The 18,705-nt window shown below is 41.5% G+C and carries 19 protein-coding genes; 13 read left to right on the top strand and 6 right to left on the bottom strand.

Annotation, left to right across the window (positions count from 1 at the left end; all coding sequences use genetic code 11):
* Nucleotide 1 precedes the first annotated feature (1 nt).
* A complete protein-coding gene (gene speE / locus ABZP26_RS15450) occupies nucleotides 2-865 on the bottom strand; it encodes a polyamine aminopropyltransferase (protein ID WP_013466096.1) in 864 nt (287 codons plus the stop codon).
* A 199-nt stretch (nucleotides 866-1,064) separates the two neighbouring features.
* Here speE and speA point away from each other — a divergent pair, with 199 nt between their 5' ends.
* Genes speA through ABZP26_RS15430 form a run of 4 tightly spaced genes read left to right on the top strand, consistent with a single transcriptional unit; the run spans nucleotide 1,065 to nucleotide 6,073 of the window.
* Nucleotides 1,065-2,945: a biosynthetic arginine decarboxylase gene (gene speA / locus ABZP26_RS15445; protein WP_013466095.1), complete on the top strand. Its 1,881-nt coding sequence runs from the start codon at nucleotides 1,065-1,067 to the stop codon at nucleotides 2,943-2,945.
* Nucleotides 2,946-3,005: 60 nt separating this feature from the next.
* Nucleotides 3,006-3,878, top strand: a complete 873-nt coding sequence (locus tag ABZP26_RS15440; RefSeq protein ID WP_008109502.1) for an acyltransferase — start codon at nucleotides 3,006-3,008, stop codon at nucleotides 3,876-3,878.
* A gap of 18 nt (nucleotides 3,879-3,896) precedes the next feature.
* The gene (locus ABZP26_RS15435) at nucleotides 3,897-4,817 is read left to right on the top strand and encodes an acetyltransferase (protein ID WP_013466094.1); all 921 of its coding nucleotides are present in this window, start codon (nucleotides 3,897-3,899) and stop codon (nucleotides 4,815-4,817) included.
* A complete protein-coding gene (locus tag ABZP26_RS15430; RefSeq protein ID WP_016899329.1) occupies nucleotides 4,814-6,073 on the top strand; it encodes a mechanosensitive ion channel family protein in 1,260 nt (419 codons plus the stop codon). Before ABZP26_RS15435 ends, ABZP26_RS15430 begins: the two co-directional genes overlap by 4 nt.
* Here the strand turns inward: ABZP26_RS15430 and chrA are convergent.
* Complete coding sequence (gene chrA / locus ABZP26_RS15425) at nucleotides 6,033-7,184, bottom strand: chromate efflux transporter (RefSeq protein ID WP_024602198.1); 1,152 nt, start codon at nucleotides 7,182-7,184, stop codon at nucleotides 6,033-6,035. The two genes, ABZP26_RS15430 and chrA, sit on opposite strands and share 41 nt — an antisense overlap.
* Before the next feature lie 184 nt (nucleotides 7,185-7,368).
* Here chrA and ABZP26_RS15420 point away from each other — a divergent pair, with 184 nt between their 5' ends.
* The gene (locus tag ABZP26_RS15420) at nucleotides 7,369-8,001 is read left to right on the top strand and encodes an OmpA family protein (RefSeq protein ID WP_016899327.1); all 633 of its coding nucleotides are present in this window, start codon (nucleotides 7,369-7,371) and stop codon (nucleotides 7,999-8,001) included.
* Between the two features lie 104 nt (nucleotides 8,002-8,105).
* Nucleotides 8,106-8,771: a hypothetical protein gene (locus ABZP26_RS15415; protein ID WP_033102764.1), complete on the top strand. Its 666-nt coding sequence runs from the start codon at nucleotides 8,106-8,108 to the stop codon at nucleotides 8,769-8,771.
* 14 nt (nucleotides 8,772-8,785) lie between these two features.
* Here the strand turns inward: ABZP26_RS15415 and ABZP26_RS15410 are convergent, their stop codons facing one another.
* Nucleotides 8,786-10,564 carry an ABC transporter transmembrane domain-containing protein gene (locus tag ABZP26_RS15410; RefSeq protein WP_368485132.1) on the bottom strand — a complete coding sequence of 593 codons (1,779 nt, stop codon included), beginning with the start codon at nucleotides 10,562-10,564 and terminating at the stop codon, nucleotides 8,786-8,788.
* 88 nt (nucleotides 10,565-10,652) lie between these two features.
* Between ABZP26_RS15410 and ABZP26_RS15405 the strand changes: the two genes are divergently transcribed.
* From ABZP26_RS15405 to ABZP26_RS15390, 4 genes are all read left to right on the top strand, one after another.
* Nucleotides 10,653-11,051 (top strand): DUF3224 domain-containing protein, encoded by a 399-nt coding sequence (locus ABZP26_RS15405; protein ID WP_033102762.1) that lies wholly within the window; start codon nucleotides 10,653-10,655, stop codon nucleotides 11,049-11,051.
* 17 nt (nucleotides 11,052-11,068) lie between these two features.
* Nucleotides 11,069-11,251, top strand: a complete 183-nt coding sequence (locus ABZP26_RS15400) for a hypothetical protein (protein WP_008109493.1) — start codon at nucleotides 11,069-11,071, stop codon at nucleotides 11,249-11,251.
* Nucleotides 11,252-11,260: 9 nt separating this feature from the next.
* On the top strand, nucleotides 11,261-11,878 hold the full coding sequence (locus tag ABZP26_RS15395; RefSeq protein WP_033102761.1) for a LysE family translocator: 618 nt from the start codon (nucleotides 11,261-11,263) through the stop codon (nucleotides 11,876-11,878).
* Nucleotides 11,879-11,955: 77 nt separating this feature from the next.
* Nucleotides 11,956-12,498 carry a PH domain-containing protein gene (locus ABZP26_RS15390; RefSeq protein ID WP_013466085.1) on the top strand — a complete coding sequence of 181 codons (543 nt, stop codon included), beginning with the start codon at nucleotides 11,956-11,958 and terminating at the stop codon, nucleotides 12,496-12,498.
* Between the two features lie 62 nt (nucleotides 12,499-12,560).
* On the opposite strand, the gene ABZP26_RS15385 is transcribed toward ABZP26_RS15390, so the two are convergent.
* The gene (locus ABZP26_RS15385; protein ID WP_008467278.1) at nucleotides 12,561-12,905 is read right to left on the bottom strand and encodes a rhodanese-like domain-containing protein; all 345 of its coding nucleotides are present in this window, start codon (nucleotides 12,903-12,905) and stop codon (nucleotides 12,561-12,563) included.
* A gap of 5 nt (nucleotides 12,906-12,910) precedes the next feature.
* Nucleotides 12,911-13,099 (bottom strand): DUF2892 domain-containing protein, encoded by a 189-nt coding sequence (locus tag ABZP26_RS15380; protein WP_008467276.1) that lies wholly within the window; start codon nucleotides 13,097-13,099, stop codon nucleotides 12,911-12,913.
* A gap of 131 nt (nucleotides 13,100-13,230) precedes the next feature.
* Here ABZP26_RS15380 and ABZP26_RS15375 point away from each other — a divergent pair, with 131 nt between their 5' ends.
* The 3 genes from ABZP26_RS15375 to ABZP26_RS15365 are packed head-to-tail and all read left to right on the top strand — an operon-like array spanning nucleotide 13,231 to nucleotide 17,874.
* The gene (locus ABZP26_RS15375) at nucleotides 13,231-13,533 is read left to right on the top strand and encodes a metalloregulator ArsR/SmtB family transcription factor (protein ID WP_008467273.1); all 303 of its coding nucleotides are present in this window, start codon (nucleotides 13,231-13,233) and stop codon (nucleotides 13,531-13,533) included.
* Nucleotides 13,534-13,538: 5 nt separating this feature from the next.
* Nucleotides 13,539-16,814 carry an efflux RND transporter permease subunit gene (locus ABZP26_RS15370; protein ID WP_033102760.1) on the top strand — a complete coding sequence of 1,092 codons (3,276 nt, stop codon included), beginning with the start codon at nucleotides 13,539-13,541 and terminating at the stop codon, nucleotides 16,812-16,814.
* Complete coding sequence (locus ABZP26_RS15365) at nucleotides 16,804-17,874, top strand: efflux RND transporter periplasmic adaptor subunit (protein WP_033102759.1); 1,071 nt, start codon at nucleotides 16,804-16,806, stop codon at nucleotides 17,872-17,874. Before ABZP26_RS15370 ends, ABZP26_RS15365 begins: the two co-directional genes overlap by 11 nt.
* On the opposite strand, the gene ABZP26_RS15360 is transcribed toward ABZP26_RS15365, so the two are convergent.
* The gene (locus tag ABZP26_RS15360) at nucleotides 17,871-18,548 is read right to left on the bottom strand and encodes a nitroreductase family protein (protein WP_013466082.1); all 678 of its coding nucleotides are present in this window, start codon (nucleotides 18,546-18,548) and stop codon (nucleotides 17,871-17,873) included. The two genes, ABZP26_RS15365 and ABZP26_RS15360, sit on opposite strands and share 4 nt — an antisense overlap.
* Between the last annotated feature and the right edge of the window lie 157 nt (nucleotides 18,549-18,705).

The following is an 18,705-nucleotide window of genomic DNA, read 5'->3' as shown; positions in this document are numbered from 1 at the left end:
ATTATTTTTTATCAAAAGCGCGTTTCATGTAATTAGGTGTTGCGAGTGCACCGTGATGAATGCCGCCATTGTAGTATTCACTATGCTGTGCAATTGTTGCTGCGCCGTCTTCTCTAAAGCCATTAAATGCCTCAGATTTGCGAGCTAGCGTCACTGACCATAACCCACTTGGGTAAATAGGTTGTGGGAATGGGAGTGTTTGTAAATCGTTAAAACCAACACTTAGCATAGCTTCGCGCATTTCAACCAACAGTGGCATATGCATTAATGGCGATTCACTTTGTTGTACCAGTATTCCACCAGGGCGAAGTGCGTTTAAACAGCTAGTATAAAACGCATGGTTAAATAAACCTTCACCTGGGCCTACCGGATCAGTACCATCAACAATCACTACATCAATAGACTCACCAGCTGCTTCGCGCATGTATTTAATGCCATCGTCAAACATCACAGTAGCACGTGGGTCATTATTTGATTCACATAACTCTGGGAAGTACTTTAACGACATTTGGGTAACCACTTCGTCAATATCTATTTGAGTTACAGTTTCTACGCTTGGGTGCTTGAGCACTTCACGTAACGTACCGCAATCGCCGCCACCAATAATAACTACGTTTTTTGGGTTTGGATGCGCCAGTAATGCTGGGTGGCTGATCATTTCGTGGTAAAAAAAGTTTTCACGGCTACTTACCATAGTACAACCATCAATGATCATTAAATTACCAAAGTCTGTGGTTTCAAACATTTCTACTTTTTGAAAAGGAGACTGTTTTTCATCTAACTTTTTGTTAATACGTAATGAAAATGCGCTGCCATCGCGGTCGCTAATTTCAGTAAACCACTTACTTTGATCTAAATTTGCCATAGTTGTTGTTACACTTTTGGTTGAGTATGAAAAAAAGGAGGCAATTCTGCCAGTGCTTGGCCTATTGCTCAATCAAATTTTACTCTCTTTAGCGAATAAAGTTAGCTATAAAGAGGGGAAAGTTCAATTTTTGTTAGCTTAGCAGATAGTGACGTATTAAAATGCCCCTTTACACCTAATTTAATAAAGAAGAGTTGCCATGACTTGGGGTTTAGAAACAGCACGTGCTACATACAATGTTGCTCATTGGAGCGATGGTTATTTTGATATTAACGCACAAGGTGAGTTGATAGCCTATCCTGATGGCGACCAAACAAAACCTGCCATTTCTTTAAGTCAGCTTACTGAGCAATTTAAGCAGCAAGGGTTAACATTGCCCGTACTGGTGCGCTTTACTGATATTTTAAAAAATCGTGTAGATACGCTCACCAATGCCTTTACTCAAGCGCGCACTAACCGCGAATATAACGGCAAATACACCTGTGTTTATCCTATCAAAGTAAACCAACAGCGCTCTGTTGTGAGTAAGTTATTAGCTCACCCAAGTGGCCTAGTGGGACTTGAAGCTGGTTCTAAACCTGAACTAATGGCCATTTTAGGGGTGGCGAAAGAGCCTATTACTATTGTATGTAACGGCTACAAAGACAGCGAGTTTTTACGTTTAGCCTGTATTGGTCAAGCAATGGGACACAGCGTTAAAATTGTGGTTGAAAAACTCTCAGAGCTAACCACATTGCTTGAAGAAATTGATAATTTAGGCATTGAACCGGCTATTGGAATTCGTATTCGCTTAAATTCGGTTGGCAAAGGTAAATGGCAAAATACCGGTGGTGAAAAAGGTAAGTTTGGTTTAACCGCAGGACAAGTACTCAGTGCAGTGGAAGTACTTAAGCAACATAGCAAGTTGCATTTAATGCAAATGGTGCATTTTCATATTGGTTCTCAAATCGCCAATATTCGTGATATCCATCGTGCCTTGCGCGAATGTGCTCGCCATTTTGCTGAATTAACTCAATACGGTGTACCGCTAAATACGGTTGATGTGGGTGGCGGGCTTGGCGTTGACTACGAAGGCTCAGGCTCACGCAGTGCCTGCTCAATGAACTACACAGTCGAAGAGTACGCGCGTAATGTAGTGAATGCATTTGCCGATGTGTGCGATCAGCATAACTTAACGCACCCTGCTATTATTACAGAATCTGGCCGTGCATTAACGGCTCATCATGCAGTGTTGATCACCGATGTCATTGATGTAGAAAAAGCACCGAATCATTTAAACCCAGAACCGCCATTGGAAAACAGCGCATTAGTGCTAGATGAAATGTGGCAATGCTTACAACGTTTGAACCCACGTATGGCACTTGAAATATATCATGATGCTATGCACTTATTTAGCGAAGCACACGATCAATACGTGCATGGTTTAGTGAGCATGCTAGAGTGGGCGAAAATAGAGCAGCTTTACTTTACGATTTTACACCGAGTTCGTGCATCGTTAAGCGTTAACGCACGCGCTCATCGCGAAGTGCTGGATGATTTAAACGAAAAGCTAGCCGATAAACTGTTTGTGAATTTTTCATTGTTTCAGTCATTACCTGATGTATGGGGTATTCAGCAGTTATTTCCGGTCATGCCCATCGAAAATCTAACGCAGCCGCTTACTCAGCGCGCGATTATCCAAGACATTACTTGTGATTCTGACGGGCAAATACGTGAGTACGTTGAAGGTGCAGGTATTGAAACTAGTTTACCTATCCCTGAATATACACAAGGTCAGCAGTATCATATTGCCATGTTTATGGTGGGGGCATACCAAGAGATTTTAGGTGACTTACATAACCTATTTGGTGATACCGACTCAGTCCATGTTGAGCTTAATGAGCAGGGATATGTATTAACCAATGCCATTAAAGGAGACAGCGTTAAGGATGTATTAAAATTTGTTGATTATGATAGCGAGTTATTAGCTGATAACTTTGCCACTCAAATTAATAAACTTGATGTATCAGAACACTGTAAAGAAGGGTACCTAGCCGAGCTCAATGCAGGGCTTGAGGGCTACACCTATTTTGAAGATTAATTTAGTTGCATAGTTAAGCGCGGTCTTAGTGGCTGCGCGATGTTTAAAGGAATAGAAGTAATGTCAGTTATTCGCAGTGTATTTAGTATTTTCTTTTATACAATAAACACTCTTTTTTGGTTTGTGCCTATTTTTATTTGTGGCATCGTTAAGTTAATCCCAATCAAACCACTACAAAAATTAATGAGCTGGACGGCCAAGCAATGTGCCTCTATTTGGGTGACCTTCAACACGTTAAATCAAACGTTATTAACGCCAACTAAACTTAATGTTATTGGCCTTGAAGAGCTTAAATTAAAAGATTGGTACCTAGTTATTGCGAACCATCAAAGCTGGGTGGATATTTTAGTGTTACAGCGGGTGTTTAACCGAAAAATACCTTTTTTGAACTTCTTTTTGAAAAAAGAGCTTATTTACGTACCTGTTTTAGGTTTGTGTTGGTGGGCACTCGACTTTCCTTTTATGACCCGTACCAGTAAAAGCCAATTAAAAAAGAATCCTAAATTGCGTGGTAAAGATTTAGAAACCACCCGTAAAGCCTGTGAAAAATTTAAAGAAATGCCAGTCAGTGTGGTTAACTTTGTTGAAGGGACGCGGTTTACAGCGCAAAAGCATGCGCGTCAAAATAGCCCGTTTCCTCACTTACTTAAACCGAAAGCGGGTGGTGTGGCGTTTGTAATGCAAGCCATGGGTGAGCAAATTTCTAAAGTGGTAAATGTCACTATTCATTACCCTGAGGGCATTCCTACCTTTATGGATTTTGCAGCCGGTAAAGTAAAACACATTGATGTACATGTTGAAGTAAAAGGCGTTAGTGACGACTTAATTGGTGATTACACTAATGATCCTGACTTTAGAGTACGCTTTCAAAGTGAATTAAACCGCGTGTGGGAAGAAAAAAACCAGACGTTGGTTAATCTCAAACAAAAATAACAAAATGAGCTGACAGTTATGCTAAAAAAATGGTTACCTAATTGGTTAAATGGCTTAATTGTTGGCTGTGTTTTATTTGCTAATTTAATAATATTTGGCGCATTAGTGCTTACCCTAGGGTTAGTTAAATTAGTGCTGCCCATACCTGTAGTGAGTAAATTATTACACAGTGCGTATAAAGGGTGGTGCAAAGGTAACCGCTTAGGGCTGTGGTTAGGCTGTAATAATATTAAAGTTAATATTAGTGGGGAGGTAAACGCCAACAGTTGGTATTTGCTAATCAGTAATCATATTAGCTGGCTTGATATTGCGGTATTGAGCTCGTTGGATGCATTGCCAGCCCCTAAGTTTTTTTTAAAAGATGAGCTTAAATACGTGCCATTTATTGGCACTGGTGCGTGGGCGATGGGTATGCCCTTTATGAAACGAGTGACCAAAGCGCAATTGGCTAAAAATCCGAATTTAAAAGGCTTAGATGTCGAGCGTACTAAGCGCAGTTGCCGTAACTTTCGTCATCATCCTACAACCATAGTTAACTTTGTAGAAGGTACGCGTTTTACTGCGCAAAAGCACCAGCATCAACAAAGTCCTTTTCAGCATTTATTAAAACCTAAGGCTGGTGGAACTGCTTTTGCCTTAGAGGTTTTAAACGAGCAGTTTGACGCTATGCTTAACACCAGTTTAGTGTATAGCGGTCAGTCAGATCATGTGTGTCGTAATATTTTAAAAGGCGAGTTGGAGTCTATTCATATTACTATTGAGGTTATGCCAATAAATACGCAGATGATTGGCAGTTACCAAACCGATAAGGCATTCAGGGCCCAGTTTCAGCAATACTTAAATAACTTATGGACAGTAAAAGATAAGCAATTAAGCGCTATTCATATTCAGCAAGCTAGTACTGAATTAACACCCAGTAAGGAAATTGAAATACCATGAGCAAAACACACCTACAGGAGCTAATTACTCCTTGGTTTGAAAAAGTCCCCGATGCTTTTTTTCTCAGCGCAATCACCGCCTCATCAATTGGCATTCTTTCATTATTATTTGTTTACTTATTTACTCGTCGCTTGATGTTACCGGGTATTCAAAAGGTGGTGACTAAACTCTCTCCTGAGCGTATTGGTTCATTGTCACCTATGTTAACTAAGCTGAATAAACGAATTGCTTGCTTGTTATGTTGTGTACTTTTTTTAGCCACATTTGATAGTGTTTATCCGGTTAATGCAATTGCTCAAGAGATCCTTAAAACCATTGGCCAAGCATTATTAATTATTTATATAGGTTTTATTATTAGCAGCATAGTGAGCATTGCTGGCGCTATTTATAACCAATTAGATTTTGCTCGCGAAGTACCTATTCAAGGCTTAATTCAAGTGGTTAAGCTGATCACCTTTATTGTGTGTTCAATATTAATTGTTAGTATTGTGCTTGAAAAATCGCCGACTTATATTCTCTCTGGTTTTGGTGCTATTGCCGCTGTTACTTTATTAGTATTTAAAGACACCATATTAGGTTTTGTCGCCAGCATTCAAATTGCCGCTAATCGTTTGGTGACCTATGGAGATTGGATCCAAGTAGATAACTACGGCGCCGATGGCGAAGTAATTGATTTAGGACTTAATACTGTAAAAGTGCGTAACTGGGATAACACCATAACGACCATCCCTACTTATATGCTGGTGGCCGGTTCATTTAAAAATTGGCGCGGTATGCAAGAATCTGGTGGGCGACGCATCAAGCGTTCTTTAAACATTGATATGAACAGCATCTTTTTAGTTGATGACGATTTTAAAGCGCAAATAGAAGCGGCTATACCACTGCAAGAATATATTCGACTAGGCACACTTCCCGATCCGGTGTCGAACTTAGGGCTATTTCGTCGCTATGCAGAGGGTTACTTAAAACAACACAGTAAAATCAATACCTCGCTCACACTTATGGTGCGTGAACTACAACCGCTTAATCATGGCTTACCGATTGAGTTTTACTGCTTCAGTGAAGACAAACGTTGGATATCGTACGAGCACTTACAAGCTGAAATTATGGACCATTTACTGGCCGTATTACCTGTGTTTGGGCTGCGCGCTTATCAAAGTGTCAGTGGGCAATTAAGCCCAGCTGACGGAGCCAATATGGCAGGTAAACCCAGCATTAAAGTGCCCAATAATGCTGTCCAAGGCCAACACCAATAAACAATAACAATAGCCACCAAATAGGTGGCTTTTTAATACGTAACCATGCAAACGCAGCAATCACTAATGCAATTTGCCAAATATTGCTTACGGCAGAAGTCCAAATGGGCGAATATAATGCAGCTGCCAAAAAGCCAACTACAGCAGCATTAAGCGCTGCAATTGAGCTGGCAAAGCGAGGATTACTGGCCAAGTTTATCCAGCTTTTTTGAAACGCCAGCATCAGTAAAAAACCGGGTGAAAATATCAATAATGTTGCGATTAGCGCACCCACTAATGGTTGTGCAGAGTTCAATTGTGCCCCCAAGTAGGTGGCTATAGTAAACATTGGGCCAGGAACGGCTTGGGCACTGGCGTACGCAGTTAAGAATTGATCATTACTCAGCGTTGGAACTCCCGCTTGCAAAACAGGTAATACAACGTGTCCACCACCAAATACCATGGCACCTGCTTGGTAAAAAGGCGCGAATAACGCAGCGTTTTCGCCAAGTGGGATAAAGCTGATGGCAAGTAGTAGTGCAAATAAGCCAAGAGCAATCCAATTGATGTTGGTTTTTTCTCTGCTAACATTTTCTGTAGATTTAGCTAAGTTAAGTAAAGGCCATAAAGCACCGATAATGGCAGCGGTTACTAAAATGGCGATTTGAGTGCCCAACATAGGAAATAAAATCAGTGCTAAAGTACTCATTATTGCCAGAAGTTTAAGTACCGCACTGGTGCAAAAGCTCTTCGCCATACTAAGGGTCGCATCAGCAACAATAACCACGGCAAATAGTTTCAAACCTGCAATAATAGCAAAATAAACAGCATCAAACTGATGTGCACTTATTGCAATTAGCACCATGATCAAAAACGAAGGCAGGGTAAAGCCTATAAACGCAGCGATACCACCGAGTACACCCGCACGTTCTACGCCAATAGCAAAGCTAACCTGACTTGAACCAGGGCCTGGCAGAGCTTGACTTAAGCTAATTAGCTGCGCGTAACGCGCTGTACTTAACCAGCGAAGCGAATCAACAAAGTGGTGCTTAAAGTAACCTAAATGCGCGGCAGGGCCGCCAAAGCTCATGCAGCCAAGCAAAAAAAACTGCCTAAAAATCGCAATTAACATAGTGTCCATCGCCTTTTGATAAATCATAAAATTGTCACAAACAAGTATGACATTATTATGAAACGCTATCACTACTTCCTTATTTGATAGGCAATATCAACGCTTATACGTTATTCTTCATTGTTGGTTCATACATATATTTGCATAATCGCAATAATAAATTCTAAATGAATAGGAAATTACCATGATGTTAACTAAATCACTTTTAAGTGTCACTGTCGTTGCTGTATTACTTTCTGGCTGTGAAATGAATAACACAGGTAAAGGTGCCGCTATTGGTGCAGCCGCGGGTGGTATTTTAGGTAAAGCTACAGGTAATCATAAAGATAAGCGTATTTTTATTGGTGCAGCTATTGGTGCGCTAGCGGGTGCTGCTGTAGGTGATTACATGGATAAACAAGAAGCTGCTTTTCGTGATGAGTTAGCGGGTTCGGGAGTTGAAGTGGTTCGTGAAGGCGATAACTTACGCTTAGTGATGCCCTCTAATATTACGTTTGCGACTGATCAATCTTATATTTCATCGGGCTTTCATGACACTCTAAATGCGATAGCAAGTGTAATGAATAAATACGAAAAAACCTACTTAAGTGTTGAAGGTCACACCGACAGCACGGGCAAAGACAGTTACAACATGACTCTTTCAGAGCAGCGTGCACAAAGTGTAAAAAACTACTTAGTGAACCAGCAAATTATGGCGGCACGAGTAAGCACGAGTGGCTATGGCGAATCACGCCCAATAGCGACTAACGACACAGCGAATGGTCGTGCGCAAAATCGCCGAGTAGAAATTCAAATTGTACCAAACACTCAAGGTTAGCTTTTGTAGTTACAAACCGCGTTTGCGCGCGGTTTGTGTACTTATTTAAAGGGCACTTTTAAATAAGTTAGTTGTCATAAGGAGTTCTTCATAGGGACATGTTTATGACAAATTGGCGTACAGCAATTATTTTATCGGTATGTTTACATGGGTTAGTTTTGTTTTTTTTAACTACCTTAAAAGCCCCTAAAATTAAACAGCCGCAATTAACGCCAATTAAAGCGTATATGGTGAATGTGCCTGCCAAAACTAAAGTAACGCAACAAGCCACTCAGCAAAGCGCTAATAAAAATGTTAATACAGAAATAACCCCAACCAAGCCTGTTAATGCAACCCAATCAAAACCACTAAATGCGACTAATAAAAAAACAAAGGAGACGACTGAGCCGGTAAGTACCACCTCCATAAACACCCACCCTGTAACCGCAACGTCTTATAAAAAGATCGACCTGAAAAAAGGGCTCAATAGTATTTTACAGCAACAAACTGGCTATTCTGATACTGCAAAGAATGACCCTCAGAAAAAGCGCATTACCGTCCCAAAAGAGCATGCAGGGAAGGTGAAGTCGCTATTAAAAATAGAGCAGCAAAATATGCAATTTACCACTTACCGACGAGGTGATAGCTGTTTTAAAAAGGTATCCGTTGGTGCTGGAGTTATGCCAAAAAATGACTTGCCAGATAGTTATATTGTTGGTGCAAAGTGCGATAAAACCAAGCTAACTGAGGCTTACGATACCGCAATGAATAAATGGCTTGATAAAAAGTAGCGACTAAATTGCAATCAATCTAGATTAAACTGTAATTCACATAGCTTTTGATACAAAGGGTTACTTGCCATTAATTGCTGATGAGTGCCTGTGGCTTTTATTTCGCCATTTTCCATTACCACAATCATATCGGCGTGTTTTACCGTGGCTAGTCTATGAGCAATAATCAGCGTTGTTCTATTTTGCATTAAGTGCTCAAGTGCGGCCTGAACATGATGCTCACTTTGCGCATCAAGTGCGCTGGTAGCTTCATCGAGTAGCAGTATTTCGGGATCTTTTAAAATGGCGCGGGCAAGTACAATACGCTGCTTTTGCCCACCCGAAAGCCTAACACCTTGCTCACCTAAAAAGCTGTTATAGCCTTGTGGTAACTGTTTTATAAATTCATCAGCATGTGCATGTTTGGCGGCCGCATAAACTTGCTCGTCACTGGCGCTTGGGTTGCCATAGCGAATGTTATGCATGACATCAGAGCTAAATAAAATTGGGTTTTGTGCCACCATGCCCATTTTGTTGCGTAAGGTGTTTAACGACAACTCTTTAATATCTATATTATGAAACTTAATCGCTCCGCTGGCTGGATCGTAAAAGCGCTGCAATAGTTCAAATAAGGTAGTTTTACCCGCACCGGAAGGGCCAACAATAGCCACAGTTTTACCTGTTTCAATATTTAAGCTGATATTATTTAATGCGCTTACATCTGGGCGAGAAGGGTAATTAAAACTAATACCTTCAAGTGAAATTGCACTGTTGCTGGTTGTTGCATGTAACTCATCATCTTGTGGAATTTCGGGGTTTTGTATTTTACTTTCAACGGCGAGCAGTTCGAGCAATCTTGCTGCGGCTCCTGCGGCGCGCTGTAGTTCACCATAAACCTCTGCAACGGTCGCTACCGACATGGCCACCATAATGGCATAAAACACAAAAGCACCGAGTTCACCGCCCGTCATAGTGCCTGCTAACACATCACTACCGCCTACCCAGAGCATGGCACTAATAGCACTAAAGGTAAGAAAAATAACAGCTGCAATTAAAAACGAACGTTGTTTAATTCGGCTTTTAGCCACATTAAAGGCCTTTTCGGTTTCAAGCGCAAAAGCAGATTGTTCTTGTTGTTCGTGGCTATAACTTTGTACCACTTTTATGTTTTGAATGATCTCACCCGCGTAGGTGCTTATATCGGCAATAGCATCTTGGCTAGAACTGGCGAGTTTGCGCACCTTTTTACCAAACACTATCATAGGCACCAGTACTAAAGGGACGCAGGCCACAACGACCAAGGTAAGCTTTAAATTAGTAACAAGCAGCATAATTAAACCACCGACTAACATTAGCGCGCTTCGCAGTGCCATAGAAAATGACGAGCCAATAATAGATTGTAATAATGTGGTGTCGGTGGTTAAACGCGACATCAGCTCGCCGCTACGATTTTCTTCAAAGTAACTCGGGTGCAAGGTAACAATACGATTAAACACGGCTTTTCGAATGTCGTTACTGACTCGTTCGCCAATCCACGACATTAAATAAAATCGGCTGAATGTACCCACTGCCAATAAACTGATCAAACCAATTAATACCAACACAGCTTGTTGTAATTGCGCTTGCGAGCCGGCAATAAAGCCATGATCAATCACAAATTTAACGCCTTGCCCTAGCGATAAGTTAACTCCTGCGGTGGCAAGTAACGCCACTAAAGCCCCTAAAACTACCCATTTATAAGGCTTAATAAAATTGAATATAGGGAATAAAGCGCTAAAGGCGGCTTTATCTGAAGCAGGCTTGTCTGTAGGCATAGTAGATTCTTATTGATGATTAAGGTATAGATATGGCATCAATAGATTAAAAATCAATAGTATTAAAAATCATCAATAAGGAAAAGTTATGACAACTAAACAGGTAACTGGCGAGTTTACCGTTACATTAGCGCCTATAGAGGGGTATGCACACGGGCAGCAAGGCGTTAACTTAGGTCGTATGGCGATTGATAAACAATTTACTGGTGGCCTAACCGCAACTAGCCAAGGTGAAATGCTCAGCGCCATGACCCCCACCCAAGGCAGTGCCGGTTATGTGGCTATTGAACAAGTAATAGGCGAACTTGATGGTTTGCAAGGTGGTTTTGTACTGCAGCATTTTGGCACCATGGATAAAGGCCAAGATAGCTTGATTTTAAAAGTGGTACCCGACTCAGGCACTGATGAGCTCGCAGGACTAACAGGCAGTATGAAAATACGGATTGAGCAAGGGATTCACCATTACGATTTTGAATACATGTTATAAGTTCAACAAGGATTAAAATGCAAAAAGTAATCGAATTCAGAAAGGCCCGTTTTTTGGGTGGGGTAGATATAGTCGCACTAAATGATCGCATACAGGAATTAAACCAAGACGGCTGGAAAGTAATAAACGCAGTGCCATTGACAGGCTTTTATGGGCAAGTGCATGGTTATGCATTACTTATTGAAAATGAAGAAATATAAGGGTTACTAATGGCATTATCATTATGGTTTAGCTTAGCACTGGTATGCATGATGGGCGCAATGTCGCCAGGGCCTAGTTTAGCTGTGGTATTAAAGCATAGCTTAAATGGCGGGATGAAAAATGGCATGCTGGCAGCGTTAAGCCATGGTTTTGGGGTTGGATTATATGCAGCGGCCTCATTATTGGGATTAGGCGCATTGATGTTGCAGTTTCCTACTGTGTATCAATTTTTAGTGTACTTAGGGGCAGCCTATTTAGCGTATTTAGGTTTGAAAATACTATTTTCAAAACCTAACGACAGCGAGCTGCAAGTTCAAAAAAGTGCAGTGAGCAGTTCTAAGGCGTTACAAGATGGTTTTGCGATTGCATTTTTAAACCCTAAGTTGGCAATTTTCTTTTTGGCGCTATTTTCGCAGATTATCGATCCAGAAAACCTTACATTAAACATCGGTATTATTATGTGCTTAACCGTTTTTGTAATAGATACTGGGTGGTATTTATTGGTGGCTTTACTTACTGATGTGTCTAAAAAGCGCTTTGGCTTTACCAAGCAAAATGTGTGGTTAGATAGACTATTAGGTATGGTATTTATTGCGCTTGCGATCAAAGTGGTAATAGGATTTTAACTATCAAAGTGATTGAATTGCGTACAGTTGGTAATTAATGTAACTTAAAAAAACTATAATTTAAAAGTGATAAAACGATGTCTAATATAATTTTAAAAAGTGCCACTTTTGATAACAAAGTCAAACAGTACTGGATGTGTTTAGCTGCAATATTTAGCCTTTTTCCAGTTGTAACTATTGTGTTTTTACCCGTTGTATTGCTTTTGGTGTGGCTAGTCGCAGGGCGAGTATTAGCAGCTATGTCGGCCGATTTACTAGAGCGCAAGCTAGTGGTTAAACGCGGTATTTTGTTTAAAGAAGAAAAATCGATTCCGCTTGAAAAAATCACTGATGTGGGATTAAGTCAGGGGCCATTAATGCGACTATTTGGTTTATACCGCTTAAGCTTTGAAACTGCAGGGCAGTCTGGTCACGGTGCATTAGTATCGTTACTTGGGGTAGTTAATGCCAGTGAATTTCGTGAAGCCATTTTAACTCAAAAAGATAACCTCACTTCAGATCAGCCAGCCCAATCTAATAACGATGAACCACAAAGCCAAGTAGAGCTCATCCGCTCGCTTACCTATAGCGTAAAAAATATCGAGCAAATGTTAGTCAACTTGTTGGATGAGAGGAAGTAAGGCGCAGGTATACATTAATTTTCGGCGATCGGTTGATCGCCGAGAGATTTAATTTTTGGCCTTTAAAATGCCTGACAAACAGCTTCTGCTTTACAGGTAATAACTGTGACGTTTTCATAACCTACGCGTGTCAGTGCTTCAGCACTTAATGTTGCACGCGCACCACTAGCGCAATGTAAGTAAATAGGGCGTGCTGCGTCTTTTTCTATTTCCATTAACTTCATTTCAAGTAAGCCGCGCGGAATATTAATTGCGCCGGTAGCGGCTTTGGTTGCATGTTCAGCCGGTTCACGCACATCAATGAGTAATCCTTTGTTTTCACTGATCTCCTGTTTAGCTTGTTCGGCGTCGATACGACGTTGATTAGGCGTAATAATTTTTAGTAAATCGGGGATAGATGTAAGCATGGTGATTATTCCTTAAAGCCAAGTTTGCGTAATAGAGTGATCATTGGGCACCAGCTAGTAAAAGCTGATTGGATTAAGTTTACAGCGATAAAAGCGGTAAAGTATATCCACTTCGGATCGTGATACGTTTGCAAAAGGATTGATACAACAATCATGATGCCAGCGATAAGACGAAGTGCGTTATTGAGTTTCATAATAGTAGGTCACTTATTTGATTGAGTACAGAGCTACTATATTAGATATTATTAAATTAGTAAATTCTAATATTAGACATTTCTTATCTAGCAATTTATACTAAGTGCATAATTTAGAATAAGAGCATAGTATGAAAATTGACTTTACAGCGATGGCGACTAATGTGGATCAAGCTGAGCAGCTATTAAAAATATTAGCGAATAAAAATCGACTAATGATTTTATGCTCATTACAAGATACCGAAATGAGTGTGTCGCAGCTTAACGAAGCCGTACCGCTAGCGCAGTCTGCGTTATCACAGCACCTAGCGGCACTGCGCAAAGCCAATGTAGTGGCTACTCGCCGCGAAAGCCAAACTATTTATTACCGCGTGATTGATCAAAATGCCGTGCATTTGTTAGGCACATTATATGGACTGTTTTGCAAGGGCTAAAAGTTATGAGCATGATTGATAACGCAGTAAAAAGCAGCTTAAGTGGCCGTATTCCGGTTATTATTTTTGTGTTGTCGATTTTGTTTGGCTTATTTGCTTTACAACAAACAGCGCGAGAAGAAGAACCACAAATAGTGGTGCCTATGCTCGATATATACGTATCGGCGCCCAACGTAGAAGCTCCAGAGGTAGCCAGATTGGTTACCCAGCCACTTGAAAAGCTACTTGCCCAACTTGGCGGTGTGGAACATATTTATTCCACTACACAAACGAATGCCGCAGTGGTTACACTTCGCTTTGAGGTTGGCCATGACCGCGAACAAGCTATTTTAGATACCTATGCAAAACTTAACAGTTATCAACATACTATGGCTTCTGTTATCAAAAGTTGGCAAATACGGCCCGTTGAAGTGGATGATGTACCTATTGTTATGCTGGGGCTATACAGTAAAGACCCACAACTTTATGGTGATTACGAGTTAAACCGCTTTGCTAACGAAATAGCCAACAGTTTACAGCGTATTGAACACACCAGTGAAGTAAAAGTCATTGCTGGTCGTAAACGAACCCTCACCATTAATTTAAATGCCAGCGCATTGGCTGCCCACCAAACAACCGTAAATGACGTTTTTTATGCATTAAGCGTGTCTAATCAACTAACGCAAGTAGGCAGTGTGGTTGATGGTCAGCAGCAAATTGAATTGCAAGCAGGTGATGTTCTACGAAGTCAATCTGCTGTAGAACAGCTGGTAGTGAATGTTGTTAATGGCAAAAGTGTTTACTTGCTTGATGTTGCAAACGTTATTGATGGCCCAAGTGAAGCTAAGCATTACCAATGGCTTGCCCAATCGGCAAACCAGCAGCATTTACCAATGGTAACACTAAGCGTTGCAAAACAAACAGGCACGAACGCTGTTGCAGTTGCCAACGATGTTCATCAAATGATGGCGCAGCTAACACGCACGCTATTACCCCCTGAGGTGAGCTATGCGGTATTAAGAGATTATGGCGAAACTGCCGATGAAAAAGTAAATAACCTCACTTCAAGTTTAGTCTTTGCGGTCTTTACTGTGGTGATATTTGTGGGGGTGTTTTTAGGTTGGCGTCCGGCGGTTGTGGTAGGGCTGGCTGTGCCTATTTGTTATGGCATTACATTGGCTCTGGATTTTGCATTTGGCTATACCATTAACCGGGTGACCTTGTTTGCGCTTATTTTATCTTTGGGTTTACTGGTAGATGACCCAATCACAGGTATTGATAATATTAGCCGCTTTTTGAATAAAAAAGGCGATAAAAAACAGCAGATTGTTGGCGCAATGAGCGAAATTAGAAGTGCCTTACTTATGTCTACGCTCACTATTATGGTGGCGTTTATTCCACTGGCGTTTATTACCGGAATGATGGGGCCGTACATGGCACCTATGGCATTTAATGTGCCGGTTAGCGTGATGGTTTCTACCATTGTTGCATTTTTTGTAACCCCTTGGCTTGCGATGAAGTTACTCAAGCCTGATAACGAACAACCCTCCGAGCTTGCTCCTAAAGTTGGTGCATATCAAAGAATATTAAGCCCATTATTGGTTTCTAAGGGGCGAGCAAAACTTGTTTTGTGGCTAACCCTAGCATTATTTATCATTAGTGCCATGTTACCCGTGATGCGTTTGGTGCCTTTAAAGCTACTCCCTTTTGATAATAAAAATGAGCTGCAAGTGCTGATAGATATGCCAGAGGGGACTAATCTGGAGCGCACAGCTGCATTTACTAAACAAATCCAAACACTCACATGGCAATTAAACGAAGTAAGTGAAATAGCGGCCTATGTTGGTCAACCTTCAAGTATGGACTTTAACGGTATGGTGCGCGGTTATTATCGCCGTGATGCAGCGAATCTCGCCGAGCTGAGGGTATTGTTAGTGGATAAGTCTAAGCGCGATCATCAATCGCATGGAGTAGTTATGCGCCTTCGCGAACAGCTCGCGATGCTAGCAACCGATGGCATTGTAATAAAAGTGGTTGAAGTACCACCAGGGCCGCCGGTACTGAGTACCTTAGTTGCTGAGGTTTACCGAGATGCTTTTGTTGATGAGCAAACACATTCTCACGCTGCCTTGCAGTTAGCTGCGCGTTTACAACAAGAGCCTCATGTAGTTGAAGTCGATACCTCAATGGTGGCACCCTCGCCATTACAGCGCTTTGTTACCAATAAAACCAAGGCCTCACTCAGTGCGGTTTCAACTCAAAATATTGCACAAACACTCAGTATTGCCTCTCAAGGTGAAAACGTGGGTGTACTTTATGTGAGCAATGAAACAGAGCCCGTTGATATTAAATTACAGCTACCTTATAGCGAGCGAAATCAACTATCGCAATTACTTGCACTTCAGGTTAGGGGCGACAGAGATTTAGCTAAAACTAGCAACGAGTTTGGTTTAAGCAGTGCGCCAAGGCCGTTAGTATCACTTTCAGAACTCGGTGAATTTACACAACATCATGTTGCTAAAACGATTGTTCGTAAAGATCAGCGCGACGTGATTTATGTTATGGCTGAGCTTAATGGGCGCACACCAGCGGAAGTGATTGCTGATGTGAATGCTGATTTAAATGTATCAAACGATGAGTTTGTTAAAACATCGTGGGTAGGTCGTCACTTTTTTAATAATGGCGGAACAGCCCCATGGCAACTACCACAAGGAACCCATGTCAGCTTTAGCGGCGAGGGGGAATGGCGCATAACCATTGATGTATTTAGAGATATGGGCATTGCCTTTGCGTTTGCGCTCAGTGCCATATTTATAATTTTACGGGTACAAACACAGTCGGCGAGTTTATCGCTGATTATCATGTCGGCTATTCCGTTAACAGTGATAGGTATAATGCCAGGTTTTTGGCTGTTAAATCAGTTTGGTGAGCGCTCCATAGCAAGTGCCCCAGAGCCGGTATTATTTACTGCCACAGCGATGATAGGCATGATTGCCCTTGCAGGTATCGTGGTGCGTAACTCACTTATTTTGGTTGAGTTTATTAATCAAGCTCGTGGCCAAGGCATGGCAATTAAAGAGGCGCTTGTTGCAGCGGGTACGGTGCGAATGCGCCCTGTGCTCCTAACCGCAGGTACCACTTTATTAGGTAACTTAGTGATCACACTCGATCCGGTATTTAGCGGGCTCGCGATTGCGATTATTTTTGGCATTGTGGCGTCTACATTATTTTCATTATTTGTAGTACCGCTTGTTTATTATTTAGTGTTTGCAAGCACAGAGGATGAAGCGCATGCAGGGTAAATCAAAACTTATAGGCACATTTGCCGCGTTATTTGTCATTATTATGGCTGTGTTTTATATGGCAGGCAGCTTTTCTGACAAGCAAGCTGCTGGCTTAAAAGAATCACAAATAACGAGCTATCAAGGTGAGCGAGTAACGGTAACGCTGCAAAGTATTGCAGGCACTGAGCAGGTACCAGGTAGTGTAATAGCAAAACAAAATACGCAAATTTCATCGCATGTTATGGCGCAGGTTGAGCAGTTAAAAGTACGTGCTGGCGATAAAGTCGCTAAGGGCGATTTACTTATTATGCTCAAGCAAGATGATTTTAAAGCGGCGTTAGCGCAAAGCAGCGCAAATATTAATGCGGTGCAAGCGTCGTTAACGCAAGCTAAAAAGCAACTAGCCAGAATGATTGATTTAAATGCGCAAGGATTAGTATCTGTTAGTGAATTAGATGACGCCAAAGCAAAGTTTGAAAACTTAACCGCTAATTTAGCGGTTGCTAAGCAACAGCAAACGCAAGCTCAGGTATCGCTTAATTATACGCGTATTACTGCCCCTATTTCGGGCGTGGTCGTTGAGCGCCTAACTGAACCTGGCGATACTGCAACACCCGGTAAACCGCTGATTACTTTGTATAACCCATTACAGTTACAGCTTGAATTTAATGTACGTGAACAACAAGCAGTAAAATTAAGAGTCGGGGACAGTTTAAATGTGGTATTACCTTCTCTAGATATAACAACACCCGCAACGGTGAGCGAAATTGTACCAGTGGCAGATAACGCGGCGCGCAGCTTGCTTATTCGTTTAGAAGCCGATGCGCAACTTGGTTTAATGCCAGGCCTTTATGCTCAACTACAGTTACCAATAAAAAGTACCCAAGGTGTATTAATTGATCCACGTTGGGTGCATGAGTTTGGTCAGCTCAATATGGTGTATGTACTTGAAAACGAAACGCTGGTTAAACGTTTCGTGCGTTTAGGCAGTATTATAAATAACCAGCAACACGTAATAGCAGGCCTAAAAGAGGGTGATGTACTTGCTGTTGATTACATGCCAAGTCAAAGCGATTAAATAAAACTCGCAATTTCATCAATCGACTTTTTATCTAGGGCGTGCAGCGGCACTGTTGCATGCTCATCTGGGTAACCAGTAATAAGTAACATATAAGGGCGTTCGTTGTCTTTATCACGTCCACAAATATCGGTTAGAAAACTCATCGGTTTTGGTGTGTGGGTAAGTGTTGCAAGGCCTGCGCGGTGCAAGGCTTGAATTAAAAAGCCAGTGGCAAGGCCTACCGATTCATGCACATAGTAATTCGTGTTTTTATCGTCCGTATTTACACCCCCCTTTTTTTGACTAAACACCGCGATTAACCATGGCGCGTGCTCTAAATAGGGTTTGTTAGCATCAGTGCCTAAGGGTTTTAATGCATCAAGCCATTCTTCGCCTGCGCGACCTTCATAAAATGAGCGCTCTAGCTTTTCAGCGGCCTCTCGTATTTGTTTTTTAACATCTGCACTATTAATGGCTACAAAATGCCAAGGCTGGTGGTTTGCGCCACTAGGCGCTGTACCTGCCGCTTTTATACAGGTTTCGATGATTTCTTTTGGCACTGGGCGGTTACTAAAGCTGCGAATACTATGACGGCGTTGACTCGTTTGTAAAAACTCATTCGCACGCGTCAGCATTTCCTCTTGAGGGTATTCTATAAAATCGGCTAATGGTTGGCTTTTATGATTTTGCATGGCTGTTCGCTTCTTATTTTTAGAGTGTGTGGTTTAAAATAGCAGCAAAGGCTTTATCTGCTAAGGTTTATAAAACCCGCGCTACGCATAAAATATTTATATCATATTACAAGGCTTAGCCAATAGATAAGAGCCTATTAGGTATCCTAAAACAGTA

Origin of the sequence: Pseudoalteromonas sp. SD03 (assembly GCF_040937955.1) — a bacterium.
GTDB lineage: Bacteria > Pseudomonadota > Gammaproteobacteria > Enterobacterales > Alteromonadaceae > Pseudoalteromonas > Pseudoalteromonas tetraodonis.
This window is presented reverse-complemented; position numbering and strand designations above follow the sequence as displayed.